Raw genomic sequence first — 26,259 nt, forward strand, 5'->3', positions numbered from 1 at the left:
CCCTGCCGCGGCACGGAATTGTCGAGCGCTCGGCCTGAACTTGGTCCCGTGTTGGTTCCTGCCCTCAGCGCATAGCCGCCATGAACACCGATCGCTGAGCCGTGATTCCGGTCCGGCTGCCTCCACTCGCCGAATACTTACCCAATTCTAAACGCGGAGAGCGATGACTTCGTTCTACAGTATTCGATAGTAATGGTTAGGTTAAATAATCGTTAAAGCCGAAGAATTCAAAACATCAGCTGCAACATCGGTGCCAGTCACAAGATGTTTCGTGACGACACAGAACAGATTTACTGCCCAATTCACGCCGCATTGGGAAACGAAACGCCAGACCGCTCACAAACTGATGGGGGCTCCACTGGCCACACATGTGGCAATACTAGCTTAGGGACCACTAAATGCTGTCTTTGAAGACGCTGGGCTCTGTGACCCGGCCGCGTACGGCGATCGCTTTCGTTGCCGCAACTCTCCTCATCGGTGGCACCGCCACCGAAGCTTCCGCCAAATCCCGACATCACCGGCACCATCATCATCACCGCCACCACGCCCAGGTCGATACCAACGCGACCTCCGATTGGCGCAACGCCAATGCGTCGATGACGCCGTCACAGGGCTCGGGCCGCAGCTTCTCCGGCATGGCCTCCTTCTACGGCAACGAGTCCGGCAGCCGCACCGCCTCGGGCCAGCGCTTCAACCAGAACGCCTTGACCGCCGCGCACCGCTCGCTGCCGTTCGGCACCAAGCTGCGTGTCACCCATGGCGGCCAGAGTGTCATCGTCACCATCAATGACCGCGGCCCCTTCATTCGCGGCCGCGTGCTCGACCTCTCCACGGGCGCAGCTCGCGCCATCGGCCTCACGAGCCGCGGCGTCGGCCGAGTCACCGCGGAAGTCGTCTCCTGAGGCGTTCGACGTCCTCACACCACGCGCAAATTTCCATCAGTTTGATGCGCGTCTGAAACAAGCCCGCGGTCTTGGGGGACCGCGGGCTTTTTGTTTGGCCGGTCGCTGCGGCGGAGCCCCGGGGGAGAGAGTTCGCACGGCTCCCGCCTCCCACCACGTCATGGCGAGCGCGCAGCGAAGCAATCCAGGATTTTTCCGCGGAGAGTTTCGAGATTGCTTCGTCGCAAGGGCTCCGCGCAATGATGTGGAGGGAGCGGGAGCTACAGGAAGCTCTGCGGATCGACGTCGACTTCGAGCTTCTGATTGCCCGTCGGCCTCGGGCAGACCGCGAGCCAGTTGCGCAGATAGTCCGAGAGGTCGAAGCCGCGCGCCGATTTCACCAGGATGCGGAAGCGGTAGCGGCCCTTGATCACGGCGAGCGGTGCTTCGGCCGGTCCCAGCACCACGACGCGCTCGTCGCGCGGGGCGAGCGCCACGATCCGACGGCCGAGGCCTTCGGCGCTCGGTCGGTCGCCGGCGGAGATGATCAGGCTGGCGAGCCGGCCGAACGGCGGATACAGCGTGCGTTCGCGCAAGTCGATCTCGCTGTCGTAGAAGGCCTCGCGGTCGCAGGCGATCAGCGCCTTCATCACGGGATGATCGGGCTGGTGGGTCTGGAGATAGCCGACGCCGCGGCCCTGCTCGCGCCCGGCGCGGCCGATCACCTGGTTGAGCAATTGCCAGGTACGCTCCGCCGCGCGCGGATCGCCGTTGGAGAGGCCGAGATCCGCATCGACCACGCCGACCAGATTGAGCCGCGGAAAATTGTGGCCCTTGGCCACCAGCTGCGTACCGATGATGATGTCGACACGGCCCTCCGCGATCTCGGCAAGCTCGGAACGCATGGTCTCGATCGAGGTGATGAGATCGCTCGACAGCACCATGGTGCGCGCGTCCGGAAACAGCGACGCTGCCTCCTCCTGCAAGCGCTCGACGCCGGGCCCGACCGCCACGAGCGATTCCTCCGCCGAACAGTTCGGGCAGAGATGCGGACGCGGCATCGAGAAGCCGCAATGATGGCAGACCAGGCGCTGGCGGAAGCGGTGATCGACCAGCCAGGCATCGCAGATGGTGCAGGCGAAGCGATGGCCGCAGCCGCGGCACAACGTCAGCGGCGCGTAGCCGCGGCGATTGAGGAACAACAGCGCCTGCTCGCGCTTCTCGATCGCTTTCCTGATCTCGCCGGCAAGCCGCGGCGAGATATAGCGGCCGCGCGCCGGCGGCTCGCGGCGCAGGTCGATGGCCTCGATATGCGGCATGTGCTGGCCGCCGAAGCGCGAGGGCAGCGCGATGCGCTGATAGCGGTTCTTGCGCGCATTGACCTCGGACTCGACCGATGGCGTGGCCGAGGCCAGCACGACCGGGATCTTGGCGATATGCCCGCGCACCACCGCCATGTCGCGGGCGTGGTAGTGCACGCCCTCGTCCTGCTTGTAGGCCTGGTCGTGCTCCTCATCGACGATGATCAGGCCGAGACTGGCGTAGGGCAGAAACAGCGCCGAGCGCGCGCCGACCACGACCGGGGCGGTGCCTGCTGAGATCGCCGCCCAATTGCGGGCGCGGGTGCGCGGGGTCAGCTCGGAATGCCATTCGATCGGCCGCGCGCCGAAGCGTTGCGCGAAGCGGTCGAGGAACTGGCCGGTGAGCGCGATCTCCGGCATCAGGATCAACGATTGCCCGCCGCGACGGATGGTTTCAGCAACCGCCTCGAAATACACCTCGGTCTTGCCCGAACCGGTGACGCCGTCGAGCAATGCGACGTGAAAGGTGCCGTTGGCCGCAAGTGCGCGCATCGCGTCCACGCCGGCGCGCTGCAGCGGCGAGAAATCCGGCCGGCTGAAATCGGGATCGGGGCTAGGCGGCGGCGCGGGCGGCGGCATCGGCTCGACCGCGAGCGTGCCTTCGTCGACGAGGCCGTCGATCACGCCTGCGGAGACGCCCGCCTCTTTCGCCGCCTCCGACTTGCCGTGCAGCAGCCGGTCCGACAGCACCTCGATCAGTCGCTGGCGTGCCGGGGTCAGCCGCTTCGGGGGATCGCCGACCAGGCGCACGCCGGGACGCACCCGCTCGGGCCCGAGATTCTCGCCCATCCGCAGGCACATGCGCAGCACCATGCCGCGCGGGCTCAGGGTGTAATTGGCAACCCAGTCCACCACGGCCCGCAGTTCGGGCTTGAGCGGCGGGATGTCCAGCTTCTCGCTGACCTCCTTGAGACGGTTGTGCAGGCGGGGATCGGGATTGGCGTTCTCCCCCCAGACCACGGCCAGCACCTCGCGCGCGCCAAGCGGCACGCCGACGAGATCGCCCGCCTTCAGCTGCATCCCGCGCGGCACCTTGTAGGAATAGGTCTGGTCGAGCGCGACCGGCACCAGCACGTCGACCATGCCGGTCGCGCTGGTGGGGGCGGTGGTGCTGCGCGGCGTGTGGTCCATGAACGGAGATTCGGAACCCGGGGCTAGAAGGCTAGCGCCCAGTGGCTGCCTTAGCGAACGATAAACGAGTGTGATGCGATATACTGGGTGGAATCATTACGTCCAGTGCGCATGAGCAAAGCCGCCGCCCCACCAGTCGAGCTCGCCAGCGCCGATCCCTCGATCGCGCAGGAGATGACGCGCTGGCTGTCGCATCTCGGCGCCGAGCGGCGGTTGTCGCCGAAGACGCTGGAGGCCTATGGCCGCGACTTGCGGCAATGCCTGAATTTCCTGTGCAGCCATTGGGGCGAGCGCGTGACCCTCGAGCGCTTCGCGGCGCTGGAGGCCACCGACGTCCGTGCTTTCATGGCGATGCGCCGCGCCGACGACATTGCCGGCCGCTCGCTGATGCGCGCGCTGGCCGGCCTGCGCTCCTTCGGCCGCTTCCTCGAACGCGAAGGCAAGGGCAAGGTCGGCGCACTCTCGGCGATCCGCGCGCCGAAGGTGGCCAAGACCTTGCCGAAGCCGCTGCCGATGGCATCAGCCAAGCGCCTAGCCGATGCCGACGAGCGGGCCGGTGAGGATCGCGAGACCTGGATTCTGGCGCGCGATGCGGCGGTGATGGCGCTGTTGTACGGCTCCGGCCTGCGCATCTCCGAGGCGCTCGGCCTGAAGCGCCGCGAGATGCCGCGTCCCGGCGAGGGTGACGTCTTGATCGTCACAGGCAAAGGCAACAAGACCCGCATGGTGCCGGTGCTGCAGAACGTGCTGGAGCTCGTGCAGGACTACGTCGCGATGTGCCCCTATCCGCTGCCGGCTGAAGGCCCGATCTTCGTCGGCGCGCGCGGCGGCCCGTTGAGCCCGCGCATCATCCAGCTGGCGATGGAGAGGCTGCGCGGCGCGCTCGGCCTGCCCGACAGCGCGACGCCGCACGCGCTCCGGCATTCCTTCGCCACGCATCTGCTGTCACGCGGCGGGGATCTGCGCGCGATCCAGGAATTGCTCGGCCATTCCTCGCTCTCGACCACGCAGATCTACACCGGCATCGATTCCGAGCGGCTGCTGGAAGTCTATGCCAGCGCGCATCCGCGGCGGTGAATTGCGCTGAATCCTGACATCAAGCTGTCATGGCGCGCATGCCTCTTGCGCGGTGCCCGCGGTTCGGTCAATCGTGGGGAACCACGACAGGAGGGGAATCATGAGCGCACATGAAAGCATGGAGCATGCCGAGCACGCCGAACACGCGTCCGGCTCGAACAAAAAGATCGCGCTTCTGATCGCCGTGCTGGCGCTGTTCCTGGCGATCTCGGAAACGCTCGGCAAGGGCGCCCAGACCGAATCGATCAGCAAGAACGTCGAGGGCGCCAATCTCTGGGCGTTCTTCCAGGCCAAGAGCATCCGCCGTACCGTGGTGGTGACCGCGGCAGAACAAGGCAAGCTGACGCTGGCCGGCACCACCGACGACGCCATGAAGGCGGTGGTGCAGAAGCAGGTCGACGACTGGACCAAGACCGCACAGCGCTACCGCTCCGAGCCGGAGACCGGCGAAGGCACCGAGCAGCTCGCCGAGAAGGCCAAGCATGCCGAGCACGAGCGCGACGAGGCGACCGCGAAATACCACCACTTCGAGCTGGCGTCGGCCGCCTTCCAGATCGGCATCGTGCTGGCCTCGGCCACCATCATCACCGGCATGTTCGCGCTGGCCTATGTCGCCGGCATCCTGACGCTGGGCGGCATCCTCATGACCGGCCTCGGCCTGTGGTGGCCGCATCTGTTGCATTTGCATTGAGGCTGCTGGGGACGTGTAAGCCACACGGACGGTGTCATCCCCGGCTTGACCGGGGCATCCAGTGCGCCGCAGCCCCTCGGTTCAATCCCTGACGTCTCTGGAATACTGGATTGCCCGCCTTCGCGGGCAATGACGCCGAGTGTGTGGCAATGACAGGTGTGGCGAAGCTCACCGCGCCTGATGCACGCTCTTCCTGAAGCGCTGGATCAGACGCAGGGTGCGGGCCGACCAGCCCTCGCCGTTGCCGGAGACCAGCTCGCGGATGCGGCGCTTGATCGGGTCGACCAGCTCGGACGCCTTGGCGCGCAGCTTGAGCACCAGATCGTAGATGCGCTCGAACCAGCGCATCTCCAAGAGCTTGTCGCGCGTGACGTCGAACACGAAGGCGGTGACGCCGACGCCGACCATCTTGGCGAACAAGAACGTGGACATGCCGGTGAACCAGTATTCATGCGTGAGCAGATACAGGCCGGCCAGCTTGAGCGGAAACAGCGGAAGGATCGGCACCGCGAACACGATCAGCGTCATGGCCGGCGGGAGCGCATCGACACGCTCCGTCAGCCATTGCTTGAAGCGCGCGAGCGGAATGATTGCGACAATCCGCGCGACGATCGGTTCGAGATGGTCCCACAGCCAGGCTTCGATCAGGAAGATGATCGCCAGCAGGACCCAGACCGGTTGAAGTAGGCGGCGCAGCATATGTTGTCCCGCCCGATTCGGCTCGGCGCGTGGTCTACATATGGATGGCCCGCTTGCCGACTGCAAGCGCGGCTTCCTTGACGGCCTCGGAGCGGGTCGGATGGGCGTGGCAGGTCCGCGCGAGATCTTCCGCACTGCCGCCAAATTCCATGAGAACGCACGCTTCATGGATCAATTCACCGGCTTCGCGGCCGATAATGTGCACGCCGAGCACGCGATCGGTCTTCGCATCTGCGAGAATCTTCACGAAGCCGTCAGTGGTCTGGTTGACCTTGGAGCGGCCATTGGCGGTGAACGGAAATTTTCCGACCGTATAAGCCACGCCCGCCTGCTTCAGCTCCTCCTCGGTCTTGCCGACGGAAGACACCTCGGGCGTGGTATACACCACACCCGGGATCACGTCGTAATTCACGTGGCCGGCTTGGCCTGCGATGATCTCGGCCACCGCAACGCCTTCGTCCTCGGCCTTGTGCGCGAGCATCGGGCCTGCGACGACGTCGCCGATGGCATAGACGCCCTTCACGCTGGTGGCGAAATGCGGATCGATCTGCACGCGACCGCGGGGATCGAGCGCGACGCCGGCTTCCTTCAGGCCCAGCGCATCCGTGAACGGCACGCGGCCGATGGCAACGAGCACGACGTCGGCTTCCAGCGTCTCGGCCGTGCCGCCGGCGGCCGGTTCGATGGTCGCCTTCAGCGTCTTGCCTGACGTGTCGACCGCCGTGACCTTGGCGCCGAGCTTGAACGCAAAGCCCTGCTTTTCCAGAATGCGCTGGAACTGCTTGGCGATCTCGCCGTCCATGCCGGGCAGGATGCGATCGAGGAATTCGACGACGACGACTTCCGCGCCGAGACGCTTCCACACCGAGCCGAGCTCGAGGCCGATCACGCCGGCGCCGACGATCAGCAGCTTGCCGGGGACCTTGTCGAGCGACAGCGCGCCGGTCGAGGACACGATGCGCTTCTCGTCGATCTCGATGCCCTTGAGGCGCGCGATGTCCGAGCCGGTCGCGATCACGATGTTCTTCGTTTCGATCGTCTGCGACTTGCCGTCGGCGGAGACTTCGACCTTGCCGGTCCCCAGGATCTTGCCGGTGCCCTTGAGCACGTCGATCTTGTTCTTCTTCATCAGGAACTCGACGCCCTTGACGTTGCCGTCGATGCCCTGCTGCTTGAAGTTCATCATCGCGGGAAGGTCGAGCTTCGGCGAGGACACAGACACGCCCATCTTGGCGAAGGAGTGCCCGGCTTCCTCGAACATCTCGGACGCATGCAGCAGCGCCTTCGACGGCATGCAGCCGACATTGAGGCAGGTGCCGCCGAGCGTGGCGTTCTTTTCGACCACGGCGACCTTCATGCCGAGCTGGCTGGCGCGCACCGCGCAGACATAACCGCCAGGTCCGGTGCCGATGACGACGAGATCGTAGGTAGCCATGAGAGAAAGTCCCGTGAGGTTTAGCGTGATGAGATTGTGTCAGCGCCCGCCGGACACATCGAGAGTGGCTGCTGTAACGTAGGAGGCCTCGTCCGACATCAGCCAGACGATGGCATTGGCGATTTCGTCGGCGGTGCCGACGCGCTTCATCGGCACCATGTGGGCCAGGCGATGATGGCGGTCGGGCTCACCGCCGGAGGCGTGGATTTCCGTGTCGATCAGGCCGGGGCGGATGCCCGCGACGCGAATGCCTTCGCCTGCGACCTCATAGCCGAGGCCGGTGGTGAAGGAATCGATCGCGCCCTTGGACGCGGCATAATCGACATAGGTGTTGGGCGCGCCGAGCTTGGCCGCGACCGACGACAGATTGACGATGACGCCGCCTTTGCCGCCGTGTTTCGTCGACATCCGCTTGACGGCTTCGCGCGCGCAGAGGATGGAGCCGGTGACGTTGACTGCCATCACGCGCTGGATGCGCTCGGCCGACATTTCGTCGACGCGCACGCCGCTGGTCCCGACGATGCCGCCGTTGTTGACGAGCGCACCGAGGGTGCCGAACTTGTCGGCTTGCTTGAACAGATCGACGATGTCGCGCTCCTCGGCGACATCGCATTTCACCGCGATGGCCTTGCCGTTGCTGGCCTCGATCTGCGCGACCACCTCGTCGGCGGCCTTCTTGTTGCTGGCATAGCCGACCACGACGCGGTAGCCGCGCGCCGCCGCCGCAAGCGCGGTCGCCCGCCCGATGCCGCGGCTGCCGCCGGTGATGACAACGACTTTATCCGTCACGCGCGCCTCCATGGTTCGACACGCGCCGTCGCACGAAGCGACGGCGCTCGCTGAGCATCAGGAATCAGAGATCGAGCACCAGGCGCGCCGGATCTTCCAGGCTCTCCTTGACGCGAACCAGGAAGGTGACGGCTTCCTTGCCATCGATCACGCGGTGATCGTAGGACAGCGCCAGATACATCATCGGGCGGACCTCGATCTTGCCGCCGACGACCATCGGACGCTCCTGGATCTTGTGCATGCCGAGGATGCCGGACTGCGGCGCGTTCAGGATCGGGGTCGACATCAGCGAGCCGTAGATGCCGCCGTTGGTGATGGTGAAGGTGCCGCCCTGCATCTCGTCGATCTTGAGCTGGCCGTCACGAGCGCGGCGGCCGAAATCGGCGATGCCCTTCTCGATGTCGGCGATCGACTTGTTGTCGCAGTCGCGCACCACGGGCACAACGAGGCCCTTGTCGGTGCCGACGGCAACGCCGATGTGGTAATAGTTCTTGTAGATCAGATCAGTGCCGTCGATCTCCGCGTTGACCGCCGGGATGTCCTTCAGCGCCTGCACGACGGCCTTGGTGAAGAAGCCCATGAAGCCGAGCTTCGAGCCATGCTTCTTCTCGAACGCGTCCTTGTAGTGCGCGCGCAGCGCCATCACGTTGGTCATGTCGACCTCGTTAAAGGTCGTCAGCATGGCCGCGGTGTTCTGCACGTCCTTGAGGCGGCGCGCGATGGTCTGGCGCAGGCGGGTCATCTTGACGCGCTCTTCGCGGGCAGCGTCGTCGGCCGGCGAAGCGCTGCGCACCTGCACGGCGGCGGCGGGCTGGTTGACCGGGGTCGGCGCCGAGGCCGCACGCTCGATCGCAGCGAGCATGTCGCCCTTGGTGACGCGGCCGTCCTTGCCGGAGCCCGGAACAGTGGAGGCATCGACGCCGGTCTCGGCGGAAAGCTTGCGCACGGAGGGGGCGAGCGGGGCGTCGGCCGGCGGCGCCTTCGGCGCACTGGGCGCCGGCGCGGGAGCAGCTGCCGCGGCGGCAGGAGCGGCAGCGGCGGGCTTGGCGGGCGCAGCAGCAGCGGGCTTGGCAGCGCCGGCACCATCGGTGATCTGGCCGAGCAGCGCGCCGACCGCAACGGTCGCGCCATCAGCGGCGACGATCTCGCTGAGCGTGCCCGCGGAAGGCGCGGGGACCTCGATGGTGACCTTGTCGGTCTCGAGCTCCACCAAGGGCTCGTCGACGGCGACGGGATCGCCGGCCTTCTTGAACCAGCGGCCGATGGTGGCCTCGGTGACGGATTCGCCGAGCGTCGGCACACGAATTTCAGTCATGGTCTTTTCCTTAAGGGATCGCCAGTGCGGTCATGAATTCATACGTCATGCCCGCGAAGGCGGGGCATCCGGCACGCCGCGACGTTCGTTCTCATCACGAGAGTCGCGGTGTACTGGATTGCCCGCCTTTGCGGGCAATGACGACGTCCTAAAAAATTCTCAGCTCAGTGCTTCGTCCAGGAACGCCTTCAGCTGCGCCTGATGCTTGGACATCAGACCCGTGGCCGTCGCGGCGGAAGCGGCGCGGCCGACATAACGCGGACGCCGGCTCGCACCGTTCACCTGGTTCAGCACCCATTCCAGATAGGGCTCGATGAAGTGCCAGGCACCCATGTTGCGGGGCTCTTCCTGGCACCACACCACTTCGGCCTTCTTGAAGCGCGACAGCTCGGCCACCAGCGCCTTCAGCGGCACCGGATAGAGCTGCTCGATGCGCATCAGGTAGATGTCGTCGATGCCGCGCTTCTCGCGCTCCTCGTACAGGTCGTAATAGACCTTGCCGGAGCACAGCACGATGCGGCGGACCTTCTCGTCCGGAACGAGCTTGATCGGCTCATTCGGCAGCATCTGGGCGTCATCATAGAGGATGCGATGGAACGTCGTTCCCTTCGCCAGCTCCTCGATGCGCGACACCGCCCGCTTGTGGCGCAGCAGCGACTTCGGCGTCATCAGGATCAGCGGCTTGCGGATCTCGCGATGGAGCTGCCGGCGCAGCACGTGGAAGTAGTTCGCCGGCGTGGTCGGGTAGACCACCTGCATGTTGTCTTCGGCGCACATCTGCAGGTAACGCTCCAGACGCGCCGAGGAATGCTCCGGTCCCTGGCCCTCGTAGCCGTGCGGCAGCAGGCAGACGAGACCGGACATGCGCAGCCATTTGCGCTCACCCGAGGAGATGAACTGGTCGAACACGACCTGCGCGCCGTTGGCGAAGTCGCCGAACTGGGCTTCCCAGAGGGTCAGCGTGTTCGGCTCGGCGAGCGAGTAGCCGTATTCGAAGCCGAGCACGGCTTCTTCCGACAGCAGCGAGTTGATGACCTCGTAATGGCCCTGCTCGTTGCCGAGGTGGTTGAACGGCGTGTAGCGGCTCTCGTCCTCCTGGTCGATCAGGACCGAGTGGCGCTGCGAGAAGGTGCCGCGCTCGGAATCCTGGCCGGACAGGCGGACATGGTGCTTTTCGTTGAGCAGCGTGCAGAACGCCAACGCCTCGCCGGTCGCCCAGTCGATGCCCGCGTTGCCATCGATCGCCTTGGCGCGGTTCTCCAGGAAACGCTGGATGGTGCGGTGGACGCGGAAACCATCCGGCACCTTGGTGATCTTGCGGCCGATGTCCTTCAGCGTTGCGATGTCGACGCCGGTGACACCGCGTCGCGCATCCTCTTCCTGATCGGCGATCTTGAAGCCGGCCCACTTGCCGTCGAGCCAGTCGGCCTTGTTCGGCTTGTAGCCGGAGCCGGCCTCGAGTTCGGCATCGAGCCGCGCGCGCCAGTCCGCCTTGGCCTTCTCGACCTCGCCCTCGGTCAGCACGCCTTCGCTGATCAGGCGGCGGGAGTAGAGTTCGAGGGTGGACGGATGGGCCGCGATCTTCTTGTACATCACCGGCTGGGTGAAAGCCGGCTCGTCGCCTTCGTTATGGCCATGCCTGCGGTAGCAGAACATGTCGATGACGACGGGCTTGTGGAATTTCTGCCGGAACTCGGTCGCGACCTTGGCCGCGAACACGACGGCTTCCGGATCGTCGCCGTTGACGTGGAAGATCGGCGCATCGATCATCTTCGCCACATCCGACGGATAGGGCGAGGAGCGCGAGTAACGCGGATAGGTGGTGAAGCCGATCTGGTTGTTGACGATGAAGTGCACGGAGCCGCCGGTGCGGTAGCCCTTCAGGTCGGACAGACCGAAGCATTCGGCCACCACGCCCTGGCCGGCGAACGCGGCGTCGCCATGCATCAAGAGCGGCATCACGGAGATGCGCATATCGGGGGGATCGCCGTGCTGGTCCTGCTTGGCACGCACCTTGCCGAGCACCACGGGATCGACGATCTCGAGATGCGAGGGATTCGCGGTCAGCGACAGATGGATGCGGTTGCCGTCGAACTCGCGGTCAGAGGACGCGCCAAGGTGATATTTGACGTCGCCGGAGCCTTCGACAGCGTCGGGATTGGCCGAGCCGCCCTTGAACTCGTGGAACAGTGCGCGGTGCGCCTTGCCCATCACCTGCGTGAGCACGTTGAGGCGGCCGCGATGCGGCATGCCCAGCACGATCTCCTTCACGCCGAGATTGCCGCCGCGCTTGATGATCTGCTCGAGCGCGGGGATCAGCGATTCAGCGCCGTCGAGACCGAAGCGCTTGGTGCCGGTGAACTTGGTGTCGCAGAATTTTTCGAAGCCCTCGGCCTCGACCAGCTTCATCAGGATGGCGCGGCGACCTTCGCGGGTGAACGAGATCTCCTTATCGGGTCCCTCGATGCGCTCCTGGATCCAGGCCTTCTGCGCGGCATTGCTGATGTGCATGAACTCGACGCCGAGCGTCTGGCAGTAGGTGCGCTCGCAGATCGCCGTGATCTCGCGCAGGCTGCCATATTCGAGGCCGAGAACATGATCGAGGAAGATCTTGCGATCGAAGTCGGCCTCGCTGAAGCCGTAGGTGCGCGGATCGAGCTCTTCGCGGTTGCGGGGGGCTTCGATGCCGAGCGGATCGAGCTTGGCGTGGAAGTGACCGCGCATGCGGTAGGCGCGGATCAGCATCAGGGCGCGGACGGAATCGCGCGTCGCCTGGAGCAGGTCGGCGGAGGAGATGTCGGCGCCCTTGGCCTGCGCCTTGGCGGCAATCTTGCCGCCGACCGCCTTCTCGACCTGGGCCCAATTGCCGTCGAGGGCGGAGGTCAGGTCATCCTGCGGGGTCAGCGGCCAGTTGGTGCGCTCCCAGGACGGGCCTTCCGCGTTCTTGCTGATGTCAGCCGGCGCGTCGTTCAGGCTCTTGAAGAACTCCTGCCACTCGGCATCGACCGAGGACGGGTCCTTCTCGTAGCGGGCGTAGATTTCGTCGATGTAGGTGGCGTTGGTGCCCTGCAAAAATGAAGACAGGGCAAAGGCTGCGTTCGCGTCTTGGCGAGACATACTTGAGTTCCTGGCGATTTCAGTTCGCGCATAACAAACGGCGCTGACGCCGAGCTCCCCGGCAGAGGCTCGGCGCGACAGGCACCCTTTACCCTATTTGCTGCGAAACTTCGCCCGGAAAAGTACGAAGAAGTGAATTAGCCTTTCAACTTTTCGGCAAGCGTGTGGCCGAGGCGGGCGGGAGACGGGGACACTGTAATCCCTGCCGATTTCATCGCGTCGGTCTTGGAACCGGCGTCGCCCTTGCCGCCCGAAATGATCGCGCCGGCATGGCCCATGCGGCGGCCGGGAGGTGCAGTCACGCCGGCGATGAAACCGACCATCGGCTTCTTGCGGCCGCGCTTGGCCTCGTCCTTGAGGAACTGGGCGGCGTCCTCCTCGGCGGAACCGCCGATCTCGCCGATCATGATGATCGATTCGGTCTTGGGGTCGCCGAGCAGCATCTCCAGCACATCGATGAACTCGGTTCCCTTGACCGGGTCGCCGCCGATGCCGACCGCGGTGGTCTGGCCGAGGCCTTCCTGGGAGGTCTGGAACACGGCTTCATAGGTCAGCGTGCCGGAGCGGGAGACAATGCCGACGGAACCGGTCTTGAAGATGTTGGCCGGCATGATGCCGATCTTGCACTCGCCGGCGGTCATGACGCCCGGGCAGTTCGGCCCGATCAGGCGCGACTTGGAGCCGGCGAGCGAACGCTTCACGCGCACCATGTCGATGACCGGAATGCCTTCGGTGATGCAGACGATCAGCGGGATCTCGGCGTCGATGGCCTCGCAGATCGCGTCAGCCGCGCCCGGCGGCGGCACATAGATCACCGATGCATCGGCGCCGGTCTTCTCACGCGCCTCGCGCACGGTGTCGAACACCGGCAGGCCCAGATGCGTCGCGCCGCCTTTGCCCGGCGAGGTGCCGCCGACCATCTTGGTGCCGTAGGCGATCGCGGCCTCCGAGTGGAAGGTGCCGTTCTTGCCGGTGAAGCCCTGGCAGATGACCTTGGTGTTCTTGTCGATCAGGATGGACATGAGGTCTGCTTTCGCGAAACTAACAGAGTGAGAGGGTCAGTGGATGCGGCGGTAGACGCCGGTGAGCACGTCGGCCCAGCCTTCCGCGTCCGGCGAGAACTGGATTTTCAACGAGTAGGAATTCTCATTGATGATTTCGTAGACGTGGCGCGCATTGCCGCGGAGCGAGCCGCGCACCAGCGTCAGGGTGTTGCCGACCCACCCGCCGGAAGCGGGCGCGGGCGGCGTGTAGCCAAGCGAGTCGTACCAGAACAACTTGTAGGTCCGGTCATCGCGGTCGTAGGTGAAGATGCCGTGGGTGGCGAAGACCTGCTTGCCGTCGCGCATCTGGATGCTGTCCTGGATCAGGTAGAATCCGTTGAGGTCGATGCGCGCCACGGTGCGCGAGGTCGCCGGCCCGCCCTCGGTCCAGCGCGACGGGAAGACCACCTCTTCGCCATCCCATTCGCCGGCGAACGCGGCGAGACGCGCGTGCTCGGGAAGCGGAGATGAAGCGGCGAGATGGTCCTGGGCCATGGCCTCAGCCTCCCTTGACGGCCTTCACGATCTTCTGCGCGGCGTCGTCGAGATTGTCGGCCGGCACCACGTTGAGGCCGGATTCACGGATGATCTTCTTGCCGAGCTCGACATTGGTGCCTTCGAGGCGAACCACCAGCGGCACGCTGAGGCCGACTTCACGAACCGCAGCCGTGACGCCCTCGGCGATCACGTCGCATTTCATGATGCCGCCGAAGATGTTCACCAGGATGCCCTTCACGTTGGGATCGGCGGTGATGATCTTGAACGCGGCCGCGACCTTTTCCTTGCTGGCGCTGCCGCCGACGTCGAGGAAGTTGGCCGGCGCCATGCCGTAGAGCTTGATGATGTCCATCGTCGCCATGGCGAGACCGGCGCCGTTGACCATGCAGCCGATATTGCCGTCGAGGGTCACGTAGTTGAGGTCGTACTTGGACGCCTCGATTTCCTTGGCGTCTTCCTCCGTCTCGTCGCGCAGTGCGAGCACCTCGGGATGACGGAACAGCGCGTTGTCGTCGAACGACACCTTGGCGTCGAGGACGCGGAGCTGGCCCTGCTTGGTCACGACCAGCGGGTTGATCTCCAGCATCGACATGTCCTTGGCGACGAACGCCGCGTAGAGCTGCGCGGTGAGCTTCTCGGCCTGCTTGGCGAGATCGCCTGACAGCTTCAGCGCATTGGCGACGGTACGGCCATGGTGGGCCATGATGCCGGTGGCGGGATCGATCGAGAAGGTCACGATCTTCTCGGGGCTGTTGTGTGCGACGTCCTCGATGTTGACGCCGCCCTCGGTCGAGACGACGAAGGAGACGCGCGAGGTCTCGCGGTCGACCAGGATCGAGAGATAGAATTCCTTGTCGATGTCGGAGCCATCCTCGATGTAGAGGCGGTTGACCTGCTTGCCGGCGGGGCCGGTCTGGATCGTCACCAGGGTGGCGCCGAGCATCTGCTTGGCGAATTCGGTGACCTCAGCGGCCGATTTGGCGATGCGGACGCCGCCCTTGTCGCCGGCCGAGGCTTCCTTGAACTTGCCCTTGCCGCGGCCGCCCGCGTGGATCTGGCTCTTTACGACATAGACCGGACCCGGCAGCGCCTTGGCGGCGGCCTCCGCATCGGCGGCCTTGAGCACCGGCACGCCCTTGGAGATCGGAACGCCGAACTCGCCCAGCAGCGCTTTGGCCTGATATTCATGGATATTCATATGGTCGCTCCCTGAACCCGCGGGCGGTGACCTCTAGGGTCCACCTCAGTCTTGTGGCTGGCATACCATATACCACAGGAACTGCAAACCCGGATTCTCTGCCTTCAAATCTCTGGACTGCCGGATCCGGATACCCCGCCAAGATCTTGAACCGGGCCCGGAAGTGAAACCGCCGAAGACCGGGTCTCGGTCTTCGGCGGGGGAATGCTTGGATTACTTCCCGAGAAGATCGGGTGCGATCTTCTTGCAGGCATCAACCAGGCCCTGCACGGCCCCGACCGACTTGTCGAAGGCCTCGCGGTCCTTGCCGGCGAGTTCGATCTCGACGACGCGCTCGACACCCTTGGAGCCGATCACGACGGGCACGCCGACATACATGTCCTTCACGCCGTATTCGCCGTTCAGGTAGGCGGCCGAGGGCAGCACGCGCTTCTTGTCACGCAGATAGCTCTCGGCCATCGCGATCGCCGAAGCCGCCGGCGCGTAGAAGGCCGAGCCGGTCTTGAGCAGATTGACGATCTCGGCGCCGCCGTTGCGGGTGCGGTCGACGATCTCGTCGAGACGCGCCTGCGAGGTCCAGCCCATCTTGACGAGGTCGGGCAGCGGGATGCCGGCGACGGTGGAGTACTTCACCAGCGGCACCATGGTGTCGCCATGGCCGCCGAGCACGAAGGCGGTGACGTCTTCGACCGAGACGTTGAACTCGTCGGCCAGGAAGTAGCGGAAGCGCGCCGAATCCAGCACGCCGGCCATGCCGACGACCTTCTTGTGCGGCAGGCCCGAGGCCTTCTGCAGCGCCCAGACCATCGCGTCGAGCGGGTTGGTGATGCAGATGACGAAAGCGTCGGGAGCGTACTTCTTGATGCCGGCGCCGACCTGCTCCATGACCTTGAGGTTGATGGAGAGAAGATCGTCGCGGCTCATGCCGGGCTTGCGCGGCACGCCGGCGGTGACGATGCAGACCTTGGCATTGTCGAGCGCTTCGTAGGAGTTCGCGCCGGTGTAGTGGGCGTCGAAACCGTCGACCGGCGAGGACTGCGCGATGTCGAGCGCCTTGCCCTGCGGCACGCCTTCGGCGATGTCGAACATCACCACGTCGCCCAGCTCTTTCAGGCCGATGAGATGAGCCAGCGTTCCGCCGATCTGACCGGAGCCAATCAAAGCAATCTTGTCGCGCGCCATGTGAGCCTGTCCTTTAGACACGTAAGGAGGGAAAACTGAGACGGGTGGTTATCCCTTTCGCCTCCCCCGTTCAAGTCGCGGGATGCCCAATTGTCGGGCTTGGCGCGATAGCAGCCATACAAGCCCGTCATTTCCGGGATGCGCCGACAGGCGCAGGCCCGGAATCCATAACCGCGATCGGAGTATGGATACCAGCTCGCGACGTTCGTCGCTCCCCGGAATGACGGCCTGCGAGGATGGTGAAATAGGACTTAAGTCTCGACCAGCCCCTTGGTGGAGCCGCTGGCGGTGGAGTCCTTGCGGCCGTGAGCCAGCGCCAGATAGGATTCCGAGCTCATCTCGATCAGGCGCGAGGCGGTCCGCTTGAACTCCATGGCCTCGGTGCCCTCATGGGCCAGGTAGAGCGAGATCGGGTTGGCGTCGGCCGAGGCCATCAGCTTCACCGCATTGTCATAGAGCGCGTCGATCAGCGTGATGAAGCGCTTGGCGGCGTTGCGTTGGGACAGGTCCATCACTGGAATATGGTCGACCAGGATGGTGTGATAGTCGTGCGCCAGCCTGAGGTAGTCCGATGCCCCCAGCGGCTTCTCGCAGAGATCGGCAAACGAGAACCGCGCCACGCCATGGGCCGAGCACGGCACGTGCAGGATGCGGCCCTTGATCGAAATGTCGCGCGGCCGGCCTTTGGCGCTGCCCGACATCCGCGACCAGGCGCGGTCGAGCGCTGCGTCCGCATCAGCGTCCGCCGGCGTCAGCCACATCGGCACGCCCTGCAGTTTCTCCAGCCGGAAATCGGTGCGCGCATCGAGCCGCGCGACGTCCATGTGGTCGGTGATCTGCTTGATGAAGGGCAGGAACAGCGACCGGTTCAGGCCGCCCTTGTAGAGATCGTCGGGCGCGACGTTTGAGGTCGCGACCACGACGGTGCCGAGCTCGAACAACTTTGCAAACAGACGCCCGAGGATCATCGCGTCGGCGATGTCGGTGACGTGGAATTCGTCGAAGCAGAGCAGCCAGCTCTCCTCGAAGATCGCGTTTGCGGTCAGCGCGATGACGTCGCCGTCGGCGATCTCGCCGCGCGCGATGCTCTGGCGATAGTCATAGATGCGCTCATGCACGTCGGCCATGAATTCGTGGAAATGTGCGCGACGCTTGTGCTCGACCGAGGCATGCTGGAAGAACAGATCCATCAGCATGGTCTTGCCGCGGCCGACCTCGCCATGGATGTAGAGCCCGCGCGGCGGCTCGTCCTTGTCGCTGCTGAACAGGCGGGCGAGCAGCCCCTGCTTGCGCGCGGGCTTGTAAGCCGCGAGCCGCAGGTCGAGCGCCGCATAGGCTTCGGCAACCTCGGCCTGCGCGGCGTCCGGCTCGATCGCACCGGAGGCGATCTGGGCCTGATACGCGTCGCTGAAGGGGGAATTGGGGGGCGAGAGCATGGCCCTTTACCGCCAGAGACGGACGGAAATTGCAAGCCGTCAATTGGTGCAGGGCGCTATGCGTTCCGTGTCCCGGACGCGTTGCGCAGCGTCCGGGACACGAGAGCTACATCACTCACACAGCTCGTAGGCGTCCTCGACCACATACGGGCCGCCGCCGGTCGATGCGCGCGACGAGAACAGCACGAACCGTTCGGCCATGAACGCCTTGCTCGGGAAGTAGCCGCGCAGCGAGAGATAATCGGCGACGTCGCGATCGGTGGCATCGTGCAGCCGGGCCAGCGTGACGTGCGGGATGAACTTGCGGCCTTCGGGATTGAGGCCGATCCGCTGCATCATGCGTTCGAGCTCGGCCTGCAATTCCATCAGCGGCCTGCTCGGCGCGATGGTCGCAACGACGGCCCTCGGTTTGCGGCCGCCAAAACTCGTCAGCCCCTGCACCTTCACCTCGAAGGGCTTGCGGTCGACGCGAAACAGCATCGAGGCGATCTCGTTGGCGGACAGGCCGTCGATATCGCCGATGAAGCGCAGGGTGACGTGATAATTTTCGGGATCGATCCAGCGGGCGCCGGGAAGGCCACCCCGCAAATTGGAAAGCGTCTGGCTGACTTCGGCCGGGATTTCCAGACCCGTGAACAAACGCGGCATCGTTTCGCACTCCCGATGCTTGGGCATGATCAGAGGAAAGACCATATCCAAATTTTAGAGCCGGTGACGAATCACCGGTACCCTGATTCCTATCGCGTTTGTGCGACTCTGCGAAGCATCGCGCACCTCACCCCGTTAAAACCCTGGGAATTAGGGTTAGCGCTGCCTGCATTTCAACGCCGTTGCTCAGTGATCGTGCCGAGGAATGCCTCCACCATGGGCATGATGTTGGCGACGATGATGTCGACGCCTTCAGCGGTCGGATGAATGCCGTCGGCCTGGTTGAGCCTGGCGTCGGCCGCGACGCCGTCGAGAAAGAACGGATAGAGCGGCACGTCGAATGTCTTCGCGAGGTCCGGATAAATCGAATTGAAGCGCGCGGCGTAATCGGCGCCGTAATTCGGCGGCGCCAGCATGCCGCACAGCATCACCGCGATCTTGCGGGCCTTCAGCCGCTGGACGATGTCGGTCAACGCGGCGCGCGTCACCGCGGGATCGACGCCGCGCAGGGCATCGTTGGCGCCGAGCTCGACGATGACACCATCGGTTCCGTCGGGGATCGACCAGTCGAGACGGTCACGGCCGCCTGAGGAGGTATCGCCGGACACACCGGCATTGATCATATCGACATCTATGCCTTTGTTTTTCAAAGATTTTTTAAGCTTGGCCGGGAATGCATCCTGGGCTGCCAGGCCGAGGCCCGCGCTCAGGGAATCACCGAGGACCACGAGCTTCGCCGGCTTGGTCACCGGCTGGGCCTGCAACGACGGCGTTGTCGCGATCGTCATCAAACCGAGCATCAACACGGCTATGTGCATGAACAATCCGTAACGCCTCTCGACCGCGCTATCGGAGTTGCCATATGACCGGACCATGGACACTCGCATCAATTCCTCTTCCCTCGTCGGCACCACGACGGACACCATCGCCATTTCCAACGTCAATCTCTCATTGGGAACGGGGGCGGCACGCGTTCACATCCTCAAGGATATCAGCTTGCGCGTCGGCCGTAGCGAGACGATCGGCCTGATCGGCCCGTCAGGCTCGGGCAAATCCACGCTGCTGATGGTGATGGCGGGGCTGGAGCGTCCTGATAGCGGAGAGGTGGTGGTGTCAGGCACGCCTTTCAATGCCCTCGACGAGGACGCGCTGGCCCGCTTTCGCGGCCGCCAGGTCGGCATCGTCTTCCAGTCCTTTCATCTGATCCCGACCATGACGGCGCTGGAGAACGTCGCGGTGCCGCTGGAGCTCGCCGGCAATCCCGATGCCGCCAAGCGCGCGGCGCAGGAGCTGCAATCGGTCGGCCTCGGCGACCGCCTGCATCATTATCCGACGCAATTGTCCGGCGGCGAGCAGCAGCGCGTCGCGCTTGCTCGCGCGCTGGCGCCCGATCCCGCCATCCTGGTCGCGGACGAGCCGACCGGAAACCTCGACGAGACGACCGGAAAACAGATCGTCGATCTCTTGTTCGGAAAGCATGCCGAGCGCGGCATGACGCTGGTTCTGGTCACGCACGATTCCTCGCTCGCGCATCGCTGCGACCGCGTGATCCGCCTGCGCTCGGGCCGCATCGACACCCAGTCCGCACCGGCATGAGCATCGCAGCCGAACCTTTCGCGAGGCCAAACGGCATCGCGCTGTCGCTGCGTTACGCACTGCGCGAATTGCGCGGCGGCCTGAGCGGCTTCTATGTCTTCATCGCCTGCATCGCGCTCGGCGTGATGGCCATCGCCGGCGTCGGCTCGGTGTCGGCGAGTCTCTCCGACGGCCTGGCCCGCGAGGGCCGCACGCTGCTCGGCGGCGACGTCTCTTTCGTGCTGTTCCAGCGCGAAGCCAAACCGGAAGAGGTCGCTTTCCTGCGCTCGCGCGGCACGGTCTCGACCGCGGCGACCCTGCGCGGCATGGCGCGCGCGGCCGATGGCCAGCTCGCCTTGGTCGAGATGAAGGCGGTCGACGATACCTATCCGATGCTGGGCCAGCTGACGTTGGCACCGCAATTGCCGATGTCCGACCTGCTTGCGGAGCGTGACGGTGCATTCGGCGCCGCCGCCGATCCGACGCTGCTGGCGCGGCTGTCGTTGAAGACCGGCGACCGCGTCACCATCGGCTCCGCGACCTTCCAGATCCGCTCCACCGTCGAAGCCGAGCCCGACAAGCTTGCCGGCGGCATCGGCTTCGGCCCGCGCTTCCTGATCAGCGAGGCGGGCCTGCGCGCCACCGGCCTGATCCAGCCCGGCAGCCTGGTGCGCTGGGTCTACCGGGTGAAGCTGCCCGAGGCCGCCAACAGCGAGCGCGCCACCGAGACCTTCATTGCCGACGCCCGGAGCGCCGCGCCGCAAGCCGGCTGGGAGGTCCGCAGCCGCTCCAACGCGTCGCCGCAGCTCGAACGCAACATCAGCCGTTTCACGCAGTTCCTGACGCTGGTCGGCCTTGCCGCGCTGCTGGTCGGCGGTGTCGGCGTCGCCAACGCCGTGAAGAGCCACATCGACCGCAAGCTCGAGGTGATCGCCGCGTTCAAGGCTGTCGGCGCCACCGGGCGCGACGTGTTCGGCATCTATCTGGCGCAGGTCCTCCTGCTTGCCGCGATCGGCTCGGTGATCGGCCTCGCACTCGGCGCCGCCATGCCCTTCGCCATCGTCGGCCTGTTCGGCAAGCTCTTGCCGCTGCCGGTGATCCCGGCGGTGCATGCCGACGAACTCGCGCTGTCCTTTCTCTACGGCCTGCTCACCGCGCTCGCCTTCGGCCTGTGGCCGCTCGGGCGCGTCCACGACGTTCCGGTCGCAGCCCTCTTCCGCGACACCATCAGTTCGGAATGGCACCGCCCCCGTTTGGGCTATCTCATGTTCATGGCCGTCGTGGTGGCGCTGCTGATCGCGGTCGTGATCGGGCTGTCGTTCGACAAGCGCATCGCGGCGGTGTTCGTGGCCTCCTCGGTCGTCGTGTTCGCCCTGTTGCGCGGCATCGCCGCCCTCTTGATGGCGATCGCGCGGTGGCTGCCGCGCTCGCGGCTGCCGATGCTGCGGCTCGCAATTGCCAATATCCACCGTCCGGGCGCGCTGACACCGTCGGTCGTGCTGTCGCTGGGACTTGGGCTGGCCGTACTCGTCACCATCACCCAGATCGACGGCAATCTGCGCCGGCAGTTCCTTGCGGCCCTGCCCGACCGCGCGCCGTCGTTCTTCTTCATCGACATCCCAAGTACGCAGGCCGCACCGTTCGACGACTATCTCCGCAAGATCGCGCCGGGCGCGACCGTCGAGGACGTGCCGATGCTGCGCGGGCGCATTGTCGCGGCGCGCGGCGTGCGCGCCGAGGACCTCAAGCCGACCACCGATTCCGAATGGGTGCTGCAGAGCGACCGCGGCCTGACCTATACGGCGGAGCAACCGAAGGGCTCCAAGGTGGTCGAAGGCGAATGGTGGCGCGCCGATTATTCCGGGCCGCCGCTGGTCTCGATGGAGAAAAAGATCGCCGACGGGCTCGGCCTCAAGCTCGGCGACGAAATCGTGGTCAACGTGCTCGGCCGCGACATCCCGGCCAGGATCGGCAATCTGCGCACCATCGACTGGCAGGGGATGGGCATCAACTTCGTGCTGGTGTTCTCGCCGAACGCGTTCAAGGGCGCCCCGCATACCCATATCGCAACGCTGACCGAAACCGGCGGAACCGCCGCCGGCGACGGCAAGATCATCAAGCAGGTCGCCGACGCCTATCCGATGGTGACGAGCGTACGCGTGCGCGAGGTGATGGAAACGGTCGGCTCGGTCGTGACCAATCTGGCGCTGGCGATTCGCGGTGCCAGCGCCGTGACCCTGATCTCGGCGATCCTGGTGCTCGGCGGCGCGCTCGCCGCCGGCCACCGCCACCGGGTCTATGATGCGGTGATCCTGAAGACGTTGGGCGCGACGCGGCTGCGGCTGCTCGGCGCCTATGCGCTCGAATACCTCCTGATCGGGCTCGCCACCGCGGTGTTCGGCGTGATCTCCGGCAGCGTCGCCGCCTGGATGATCGTGACGCGGCTGATGACGCTGAGCTTCGTCTGGCAGGCCAGCAGCGCGGCCTTCGTGGTCGCAGCCGCGCTGGTCGTCACCGTCGGGCTCGGGCTTGCCGGCACGCTGCTGGCATTGAACAAAAAACCCGCCACGGTGTTGCGCAATTTGTGACAAAATGTAGCGGACGGCCGCACCAGAGCGAAATCGCACGATTCCTGCGATTAACCACGACTGCTCGTCAGGTTCGCGTCAGGATTGCCGCCAAGGGCGACATTCAGCCGCGCGTGGAAGGTTGCAGCGGATGTGTTAGTTTCCCACATATCCAATGGGTTCGGAGTCCCGATTGTTAGCCCGAATTTAGTCGGCAGGCATCGGTATCCGAGATAGAGTTTGACGAACCGGGCGGCATGGCGACCCTCATGCCGGACCGGACCAACCAACGGGAATTCGACCATGTCGGACCTAGACCGTAACTACGCTTCTCCTTTCGGCAGGGCCGCCGGGCGTGTTGACGCCGCGACGGTCGATGCCGGCCTGCGCGCCTACATGCTGCGCATCTACAACTACATGAGCATCGGCCTGGCCATCACCGGCCTGGCCGCGCTCGGCGTCTACATGGCTGCCGTGACGGACGTGCCGACCGCGGACGCCGTCCGCGTCGGCAAGCTGTTCCTGACGCCGTTCGGCTACGCGATGTTTGTCAGCCCGCTGAAATGGCTGTTCATGCTGGCGCCGCTCGCCATGGTGTTCGTGATCTCGGCGGGCATCAACCGTCTGGCTCCCTCGACCGCCCAGATCCTGTTCTGGGTATTCGCGGCGCTGATGGGTATCTCGCTGTCGTCGATCTTCCTGGTGTTCACACACACCTCGATCGTGCGGGTGTTCTTCATCACGGCGGCCACTTTCGGTGCGCTGAGCCTCTACGGCTACACCACCAAGCGTGACCTCACCGGGATGGGCTCGTTCCTGTTCATGGGCCTGATCGGTATCGTCCTCGCCAGCCTGGTGAACCTGTTCCTGGCCAGCTCCATGCTGCAGTTCATCGTGTCGGTGGTCGGCGTTCTGGTGTTCTCGGGCCTTACCGCCTGGGATACCCAGCGGCTGAAGAACGACTACATCTACGGCTACGCTTCGGCCGGCGGCGAAGTCGCAGAGCGTGCGGCAATCACCGGCGCGCTGTCGCTGTACCTGAACTTCATCAACCTGTTCACGCTGCTGCTGCAGCTCCTCGGCCAGCGCGAGTAAGCGCTGAGACGAGAGAACGGACGCGAACCCCGGCCGAGAGGCCGGGGTTTTTGTTTGCATCCAGTCAGTCATGCCCGGGCTGGTCCCGGGCAGGACGCATGCGGAAACGGCGTTGCTCGTGATCCCATCCCTGCTATCTTTTCCGCCATGTCCGCACCCGAAATCAGGCCTACGACCGAGGCCGACCTTCCCGCCATCACCGCCATTTACCAGCAGGCGGTCCGCGAGGGCACCGCGACGTTCGAGCTGGAGCCGCCCGACCTTGCCGAGATGACGCGCCGCTACCGTGCGCTGGTGGACGGCGGCTATCCCTATTTCGTCGCCGTGCTCGAGGGACGCGTGGCCGGCTATGCCTATGCCGGCGCCTACCGCCCGCGCCCGGCCTACCGCTTCACGGTCGAGAACTCGATCTATCTCGATCCCTCGTTCCACCGCCGCGGCATCGGGTCGTTACTTCTCGACCGGTTGATCGCCGAATGCGAGGCGCGCGGCTTCCGTCAGATGATCGCGGTGATCGGGGATTCCGCCAATGCCGGCTCGATCGGTGTCCACACCAAGGGCGGCTTCAAGATGATCGGCACGCATCCCAGTGTCGGGCTGAAATTCGGCCGCTGGCTTGATACGGTGATGATGCAGCGCGACCTCGGCGAGGGCGCGACCACGGTGCCGGAGAAGTAGGACTCGGTCTGGTCGGGTGGGCAAAAGCGTCTGCGTGCCCACCGGCTTCCCGCGGTAGAGACGGAACGTAGGCACGGCGCCTTGCGCCTTTGCCTACCCTGCGGCACGGGCCGTGCCGCTACACCACCGCCAGCTTGCGATCGATTACCAGCAGCACGCGCTCCAGCTCGTGGCCGCGGCGCAGGATCAGGCCGGTCGCCGAGATCACGCTGTACATGCCCTGCTTGCGCGCGAGCCGCGGGTCCTTCTCGATGCGGTAGATCGGCACTTCCGAGGCACGGCGATAGACCGAGAACACGGCGCGATCCCTGAGGAAGTCGATGGCGTAGTCGCGCCATTCGCCGTCGGCGACCATGCGGCCGTAGAGATTGAGAATACGGTGCAACTCGAGCCGGTTGAACGTCACCCGGCTGAGCTGCGTGGCCGCAGCAGCGGGGCGCGCCACCGCGCGCTGCTCGCTCGGATCGGCATCCTCCGACAGACTCATAAAGCGCTTCCTCATCGCACGGCATGAACCCCGTCCGCGAAGACCGTCCCCGGAACCTGGATCATGACAGCTGCATGATTGCGCCAACCGGTCAGCGCCGCAAGGGGCTCCTGATTCAACCAGTCGAATCGCATGCGAATCAGGACACACGCAATGGTGGAACTCTGTCGCGGCAAACCGTCACGGGATCGTTAGCAGGAATCACAGGATCGCCGCTTTTCCGCCTAGCGACTGCCGCCCTCAATTGCGAAAAGATTTGTGTGCGTTGACCCGGTCCTGTCGGTTCCGGATTCCTCAGCCCCCAGCCCCCCGGGGCCGAACAGGATCGGGTCTGTACGCACAACAAGGAGGGCCAACGCAAGTTGGTCCTTTTTTGTTTGTGTCGGGATGTTTCTGTTTCCAGTCATTCCGGGTGCGTAGCGCGAGCTATGGTGCGCAATTGCGCAGCTGAGAATCCGTTGATCCACAATGTGAACTGAGAAATGGATTGGGGCGCTCGCCAAGAGGCGCGTCCGGAATGCCGAGAGACTGCTTCTTCTGCTACGATCTTACGCGCTTCAGTGCAGCGACGTGTAGGCAGCGCCGAGCATCGGTCCCGGCCGCTCGCGGCTGCCGTCCTGAACATAGACCACCGCGCCGTCGACGCCGTCACGCGTGAGGTTCTCGATCGGCACCGTCCAGCTTTCCGAACGCCCGGTCCAGTCACCGACCTTGAGCAGGTTGCGCACCACGTTGTGATAGGTGACCTGCTGTCCGCGATTTTCGCCGCGGGTGATCTCGATCGGGACCGACCTGGCAATCGAACAGATCCAGACCTCGCCATGCGAGATGGCCGGCTCGTTGCTGGCAGCCACCGACACGTTGATCTGCTTGCCGGCGAGCGACAGCGTCACCGGCACGCTCATTACGCCCTTGTCCTTATCGCTCTTGCCGATCGCGCTCTCGATGCCGGCACGATCGCTGCCGATGACATGGGTGGAGCCGTTGACCACGACTTGCGGCGTGTAGACCTCGCGGTCGCCGCGCATGCGCGAATAGGCACGCTGCCGTGCAGAGAAGCGCGAATCCGCCAGCGTGTCCTTCCAACCAAGATAGTCCCAATAGTCGATCGGCATGCTCAGCGCGATGACCGAGGGATCCTTGGAGAGATCGCCGATGATCTTGTCGGCGGGCGGGCAGGAGGAGCAGCCCTGCGAGGTAAACAATTCGACGACGGCGCGGGGGTCGGCCTCGGCAGGACGGATAACGGCGACGATCGCACAGATGCCAAGAGCTCCCGACCAGAGCGCACCGGACCACCTTGAGATCACGTTGCGTGAAACCAGATGAGAAACCGTCATTGCTGTCATGTCGAAC

General features: G+C 64.9%; 22 protein-coding genes. 7 read left to right on the forward strand and 15 right to left on the reverse strand.

Going from position 1 to position 26,259, the window contains the following annotated elements:
* Positions 1–398: 398 nt before the first annotated feature.
* Positions 399–902: a septal ring lytic transglycosylase RlpA family protein gene (locus JQ580_RS08595; RefSeq protein WP_212279339.1), complete on the forward strand. Its 504-nt coding sequence runs from the start codon at positions 399–401 to the stop codon at positions 900–902.
* A 260-nt stretch (positions 903–1,162) separates the two neighbouring features.
* Here JQ580_RS08595 and JQ580_RS08600 read toward each other — a convergent pair whose 3' ends face one another.
* Complete coding sequence (locus JQ580_RS08600) at positions 1,163–3,373, reverse strand: primosomal protein N' (protein ID WP_212279340.1); 2,211 nt, start codon at positions 3,371–3,373, stop codon at positions 1,163–1,165.
* 111 nt (positions 3,374–3,484) lie between these two features.
* Between JQ580_RS08600 and JQ580_RS08605 the strand changes: the two genes are divergently transcribed.
* The gene (locus JQ580_RS08605) at positions 3,485–4,450 is read left to right on the forward strand and encodes a tyrosine recombinase XerC (RefSeq protein WP_212279342.1); all 966 of its coding nucleotides are present in this window, start codon (positions 3,485–3,487) and stop codon (positions 4,448–4,450) included.
* A 100-nt stretch (positions 4,451–4,550) separates the two neighbouring features.
* Positions 4,551–5,141 (forward strand): DUF4337 domain-containing protein, encoded by a 591-nt coding sequence (locus tag JQ580_RS08610; protein ID WP_212279344.1) that lies wholly within the window; start codon positions 4,551–4,553, stop codon positions 5,139–5,141.
* Between the two features lie 168 nt (positions 5,142–5,309).
* Here JQ580_RS08610 and JQ580_RS08615 read toward each other — a convergent pair whose 3' ends face one another.
* The 12 genes from JQ580_RS08615 to JQ580_RS08670 form a co-directional block, all read right to left on the reverse strand.
* Positions 5,310–5,840, reverse strand: coding sequence for a hypothetical protein (locus tag JQ580_RS08615; protein ID WP_212279346.1), 531 nt, complete (start codon positions 5,838–5,840; stop codon positions 5,310–5,312).
* A 34-nt stretch (positions 5,841–5,874) separates the two neighbouring features.
* Positions 5,875–7,275, reverse strand: coding sequence for a dihydrolipoyl dehydrogenase (lpdA, locus tag JQ580_RS08620; RefSeq protein ID WP_212279348.1), 1,401 nt, complete (start codon positions 7,273–7,275; stop codon positions 5,875–5,877).
* Positions 7,276–7,314: 39 nt separating this feature from the next.
* Positions 7,315–8,076 carry an SDR family oxidoreductase gene (locus JQ580_RS08625; RefSeq protein WP_212279349.1) on the reverse strand — a complete coding sequence of 254 codons (762 nt, stop codon included), beginning with the start codon at positions 8,074–8,076 and terminating at the stop codon, positions 7,315–7,317.
* A gap of 52 nt (positions 8,077–8,128) precedes the next feature.
* A complete protein-coding gene (odhB, locus tag JQ580_RS08630; protein ID WP_212279351.1) occupies positions 8,129–9,379 on the reverse strand; it encodes a 2-oxoglutarate dehydrogenase complex dihydrolipoyllysine-residue succinyltransferase in 1,251 nt (416 codons plus the stop codon).
* 159 nt (positions 9,380–9,538) lie between these two features.
* Positions 9,539–12,496, reverse strand: coding sequence for a 2-oxoglutarate dehydrogenase E1 component (locus tag JQ580_RS08635; RefSeq protein ID WP_212279353.1), 2,958 nt, complete (start codon positions 12,494–12,496; stop codon positions 9,539–9,541).
* Between the two features lie 137 nt (positions 12,497–12,633).
* Positions 12,634–13,518 carry a succinate--CoA ligase subunit alpha gene (sucD, locus tag JQ580_RS08640; protein WP_094890720.1) on the reverse strand — a complete coding sequence of 295 codons (885 nt, stop codon included), beginning with the start codon at positions 13,516–13,518 and terminating at the stop codon, positions 12,634–12,636.
* Positions 13,519–13,554: 36 nt separating this feature from the next.
* Positions 13,555–14,034 (reverse strand): DUF1579 family protein, encoded by a 480-nt coding sequence (locus tag JQ580_RS08645; RefSeq protein WP_212279355.1) that lies wholly within the window; start codon positions 14,032–14,034, stop codon positions 13,555–13,557.
* A gap of 4 nt (positions 14,035–14,038) precedes the next feature.
* Positions 14,039–15,235, reverse strand: a complete 1,197-nt coding sequence (sucC, locus tag JQ580_RS08650) for an ADP-forming succinate--CoA ligase subunit beta (protein ID WP_212279357.1) — start codon at positions 15,233–15,235, stop codon at positions 14,039–14,041.
* 213 nt (positions 15,236–15,448) lie between these two features.
* Entirely contained in the window at positions 15,449–16,417 is a 969-nt protein-coding gene (gene mdh / locus JQ580_RS08655; RefSeq protein WP_212279359.1) for a malate dehydrogenase, read from the reverse strand.
* A gap of 251 nt (positions 16,418–16,668) precedes the next feature.
* Positions 16,669–17,853 carry a cell division protein ZapE gene (zapE, locus tag JQ580_RS08660; RefSeq protein ID WP_212279360.1) on the reverse strand — a complete coding sequence of 395 codons (1,185 nt, stop codon included), beginning with the start codon at positions 17,851–17,853 and terminating at the stop codon, positions 16,669–16,671.
* Positions 17,854–17,964: 111 nt separating this feature from the next.
* Complete coding sequence (gene thpR / locus JQ580_RS08665; RefSeq protein WP_212279361.1) at positions 17,965–18,501, reverse strand: RNA 2',3'-cyclic phosphodiesterase; 537 nt, start codon at positions 18,499–18,501, stop codon at positions 17,965–17,967.
* A 173-nt stretch (positions 18,502–18,674) separates the two neighbouring features.
* A complete protein-coding gene (locus JQ580_RS08670) occupies positions 18,675–19,319 on the reverse strand; it encodes an arylesterase (protein ID WP_212279363.1) in 645 nt (214 codons plus the stop codon).
* A gap of 55 nt (positions 19,320–19,374) precedes the next feature.
* Between JQ580_RS08670 and JQ580_RS08675 the strand changes: the two genes are divergently transcribed.
* From JQ580_RS08675 to JQ580_RS08690, 4 genes are all read left to right on the forward strand, one after another.
* Entirely contained in the window at positions 19,375–20,097 is a 723-nt protein-coding gene (locus JQ580_RS08675; protein ID WP_212279365.1) for an ABC transporter ATP-binding protein, read from the forward strand.
* Positions 20,094–22,664: an ABC transporter permease gene (locus JQ580_RS08680; protein WP_212279367.1), complete on the forward strand. Its 2,571-nt coding sequence runs from the start codon at positions 20,094–20,096 to the stop codon at positions 22,662–22,664. Before JQ580_RS08675 ends, JQ580_RS08680 begins: the two co-directional genes overlap by 4 nt.
* Positions 22,665–22,946: 282 nt before the next feature.
* Positions 22,947–23,738: a Bax inhibitor-1/YccA family protein gene (locus tag JQ580_RS08685; RefSeq protein WP_212279369.1), complete on the forward strand. Its 792-nt coding sequence runs from the start codon at positions 22,947–22,949 to the stop codon at positions 23,736–23,738.
* A 147-nt stretch (positions 23,739–23,885) separates the two neighbouring features.
* Positions 23,886–24,416 carry a GNAT family N-acetyltransferase gene (locus tag JQ580_RS08690; protein ID WP_212279371.1) on the forward strand — a complete coding sequence of 177 codons (531 nt, stop codon included), beginning with the start codon at positions 23,886–23,888 and terminating at the stop codon, positions 24,414–24,416.
* A 118-nt stretch (positions 24,417–24,534) separates the two neighbouring features.
* Here JQ580_RS08690 and JQ580_RS08695 read toward each other — a convergent pair whose 3' ends face one another.
* Positions 24,535–24,903 carry a DUF2794 domain-containing protein gene (locus tag JQ580_RS08695; protein WP_106947131.1) on the reverse strand — a complete coding sequence of 123 codons (369 nt, stop codon included), beginning with the start codon at positions 24,901–24,903 and terminating at the stop codon, positions 24,535–24,537.
* A 557-nt stretch (positions 24,904–25,460) separates the two neighbouring features.
* Positions 25,461–26,252, reverse strand: a complete 792-nt coding sequence (locus JQ580_RS08700) for a DUF1223 domain-containing protein (protein ID WP_212279373.1) — start codon at positions 26,250–26,252, stop codon at positions 25,461–25,463.
* Positions 26,253–26,259 lie beyond the last annotated feature (7 nt).

Origin of the sequence: Bradyrhizobium sp. SZCCT0148, from assembly GCF_018129985.1 — a bacterium.
Lineage (GTDB): Bacteria > Pseudomonadota > Alphaproteobacteria > Rhizobiales > Xanthobacteraceae > Bradyrhizobium > Bradyrhizobium japonicum_H.

Bases quoted from the DNA above. Each gene is read 5' to 3' on its own strand.
- sucD (WP_094890720.1), bottom strand. From the start codon at position 13,518: ATGTCCATCCTGATCGACAAGAACACCAAGGTCATCTGCCAGGGCTTC.
- JQ580_RS08700 (WP_212279373.1), bottom strand. From the start codon at position 26,252: ATGACAGCAATGACGGTTTCTCATCTGGTTTCACGCAACGTGATCTCA.
- JQ580_RS08610 (WP_212279344.1), top strand. From the start codon at position 4,551: ATGAGCGCACATGAAAGCATGGAGCATGCCGAGCACGCCGAACACGCG.
- thpR (WP_212279361.1), bottom strand. From the start codon at position 18,501: ATGCCGCGTTTGTTCACGGGTCTGGAAATCCCGGCCGAAGTCAGCCAG.
- JQ580_RS08595 (WP_212279339.1), top strand. From the start codon at position 399: ATGCTGTCTTTGAAGACGCTGGGCTCTGTGACCCGGCCGCGTACGGCG.
- JQ580_RS08670 (WP_212279363.1), bottom strand. From the start codon at position 19,319: ATGCACATAGCCGTGTTGATGCTCGGTTTGATGACGATCGCGACAACG.
- JQ580_RS08615 (WP_212279346.1), bottom strand. From the start codon at position 5,840: ATGCTGCGCCGCCTACTTCAACCGGTCTGGGTCCTGCTGGCGATCATC.
- JQ580_RS08695 (WP_106947131.1), bottom strand. From the start codon at position 24,903: ATGAGTCTGTCGGAGGATGCCGATCCGAGCGAGCAGCGCGCGGTGGCG.
- odhB (WP_212279351.1), bottom strand. From the start codon at position 9,379: ATGACTGAAATTCGTGTGCCGACGCTCGGCGAATCCGTCACCGAGGCC.
- zapE (WP_212279360.1), bottom strand. From the start codon at position 17,853: ATGCTCTCGCCCCCCAATTCCCCCTTCAGCGACGCGTATCAGGCCCAG.
- JQ580_RS08625 (WP_212279349.1), bottom strand. From the start codon at position 8,076: ATGGAGGCGCGCGTGACGGATAAAGTCGTTGTCATCACCGGCGGCAGC.
- JQ580_RS08605 (WP_212279342.1), top strand. From the start codon at position 3,485: ATGAGCAAAGCCGCCGCCCCACCAGTCGAGCTCGCCAGCGCCGATCCC.
- JQ580_RS08685 (WP_212279369.1), top strand. From the start codon at position 22,947: ATGTCGGACCTAGACCGTAACTACGCTTCTCCTTTCGGCAGGGCCGCC.
- JQ580_RS08690 (WP_212279371.1), top strand. From the start codon at position 23,886: ATGTCCGCACCCGAAATCAGGCCTACGACCGAGGCCGACCTTCCCGCC.
- JQ580_RS08680 (WP_212279367.1), top strand. From the start codon at position 20,094: ATGAGCATCGCAGCCGAACCTTTCGCGAGGCCAAACGGCATCGCGCTG.
- sucC (WP_212279357.1), bottom strand. From the start codon at position 15,235: ATGAATATCCATGAATATCAGGCCAAAGCGCTGCTGGGCGAGTTCGGC.
- mdh (WP_212279359.1), bottom strand. From the start codon at position 16,417: ATGGCGCGCGACAAGATTGCTTTGATTGGCTCCGGTCAGATCGGCGGA.
- JQ580_RS08635 (WP_212279353.1), bottom strand. From the start codon at position 12,496: ATGTCTCGCCAAGACGCGAACGCAGCCTTTGCCCTGTCTTCATTTTTG.
- lpdA (WP_212279348.1), bottom strand. From the start codon at position 7,275: ATGGCTACCTACGATCTCGTCGTCATCGGCACCGGACCTGGCGGTTAT.
- JQ580_RS08600 (WP_212279340.1), bottom strand. From the start codon at position 3,373: ATGGACCACACGCCGCGCAGCACCACCGCCCCCACCAGCGCGACCGGC.
- JQ580_RS08675 (WP_212279365.1), top strand. From the start codon at position 19,375: ATGGACACTCGCATCAATTCCTCTTCCCTCGTCGGCACCACGACGGAC.
- JQ580_RS08645 (WP_212279355.1), bottom strand. From the start codon at position 14,034: ATGGCCCAGGACCATCTCGCCGCTTCATCTCCGCTTCCCGAGCACGCG.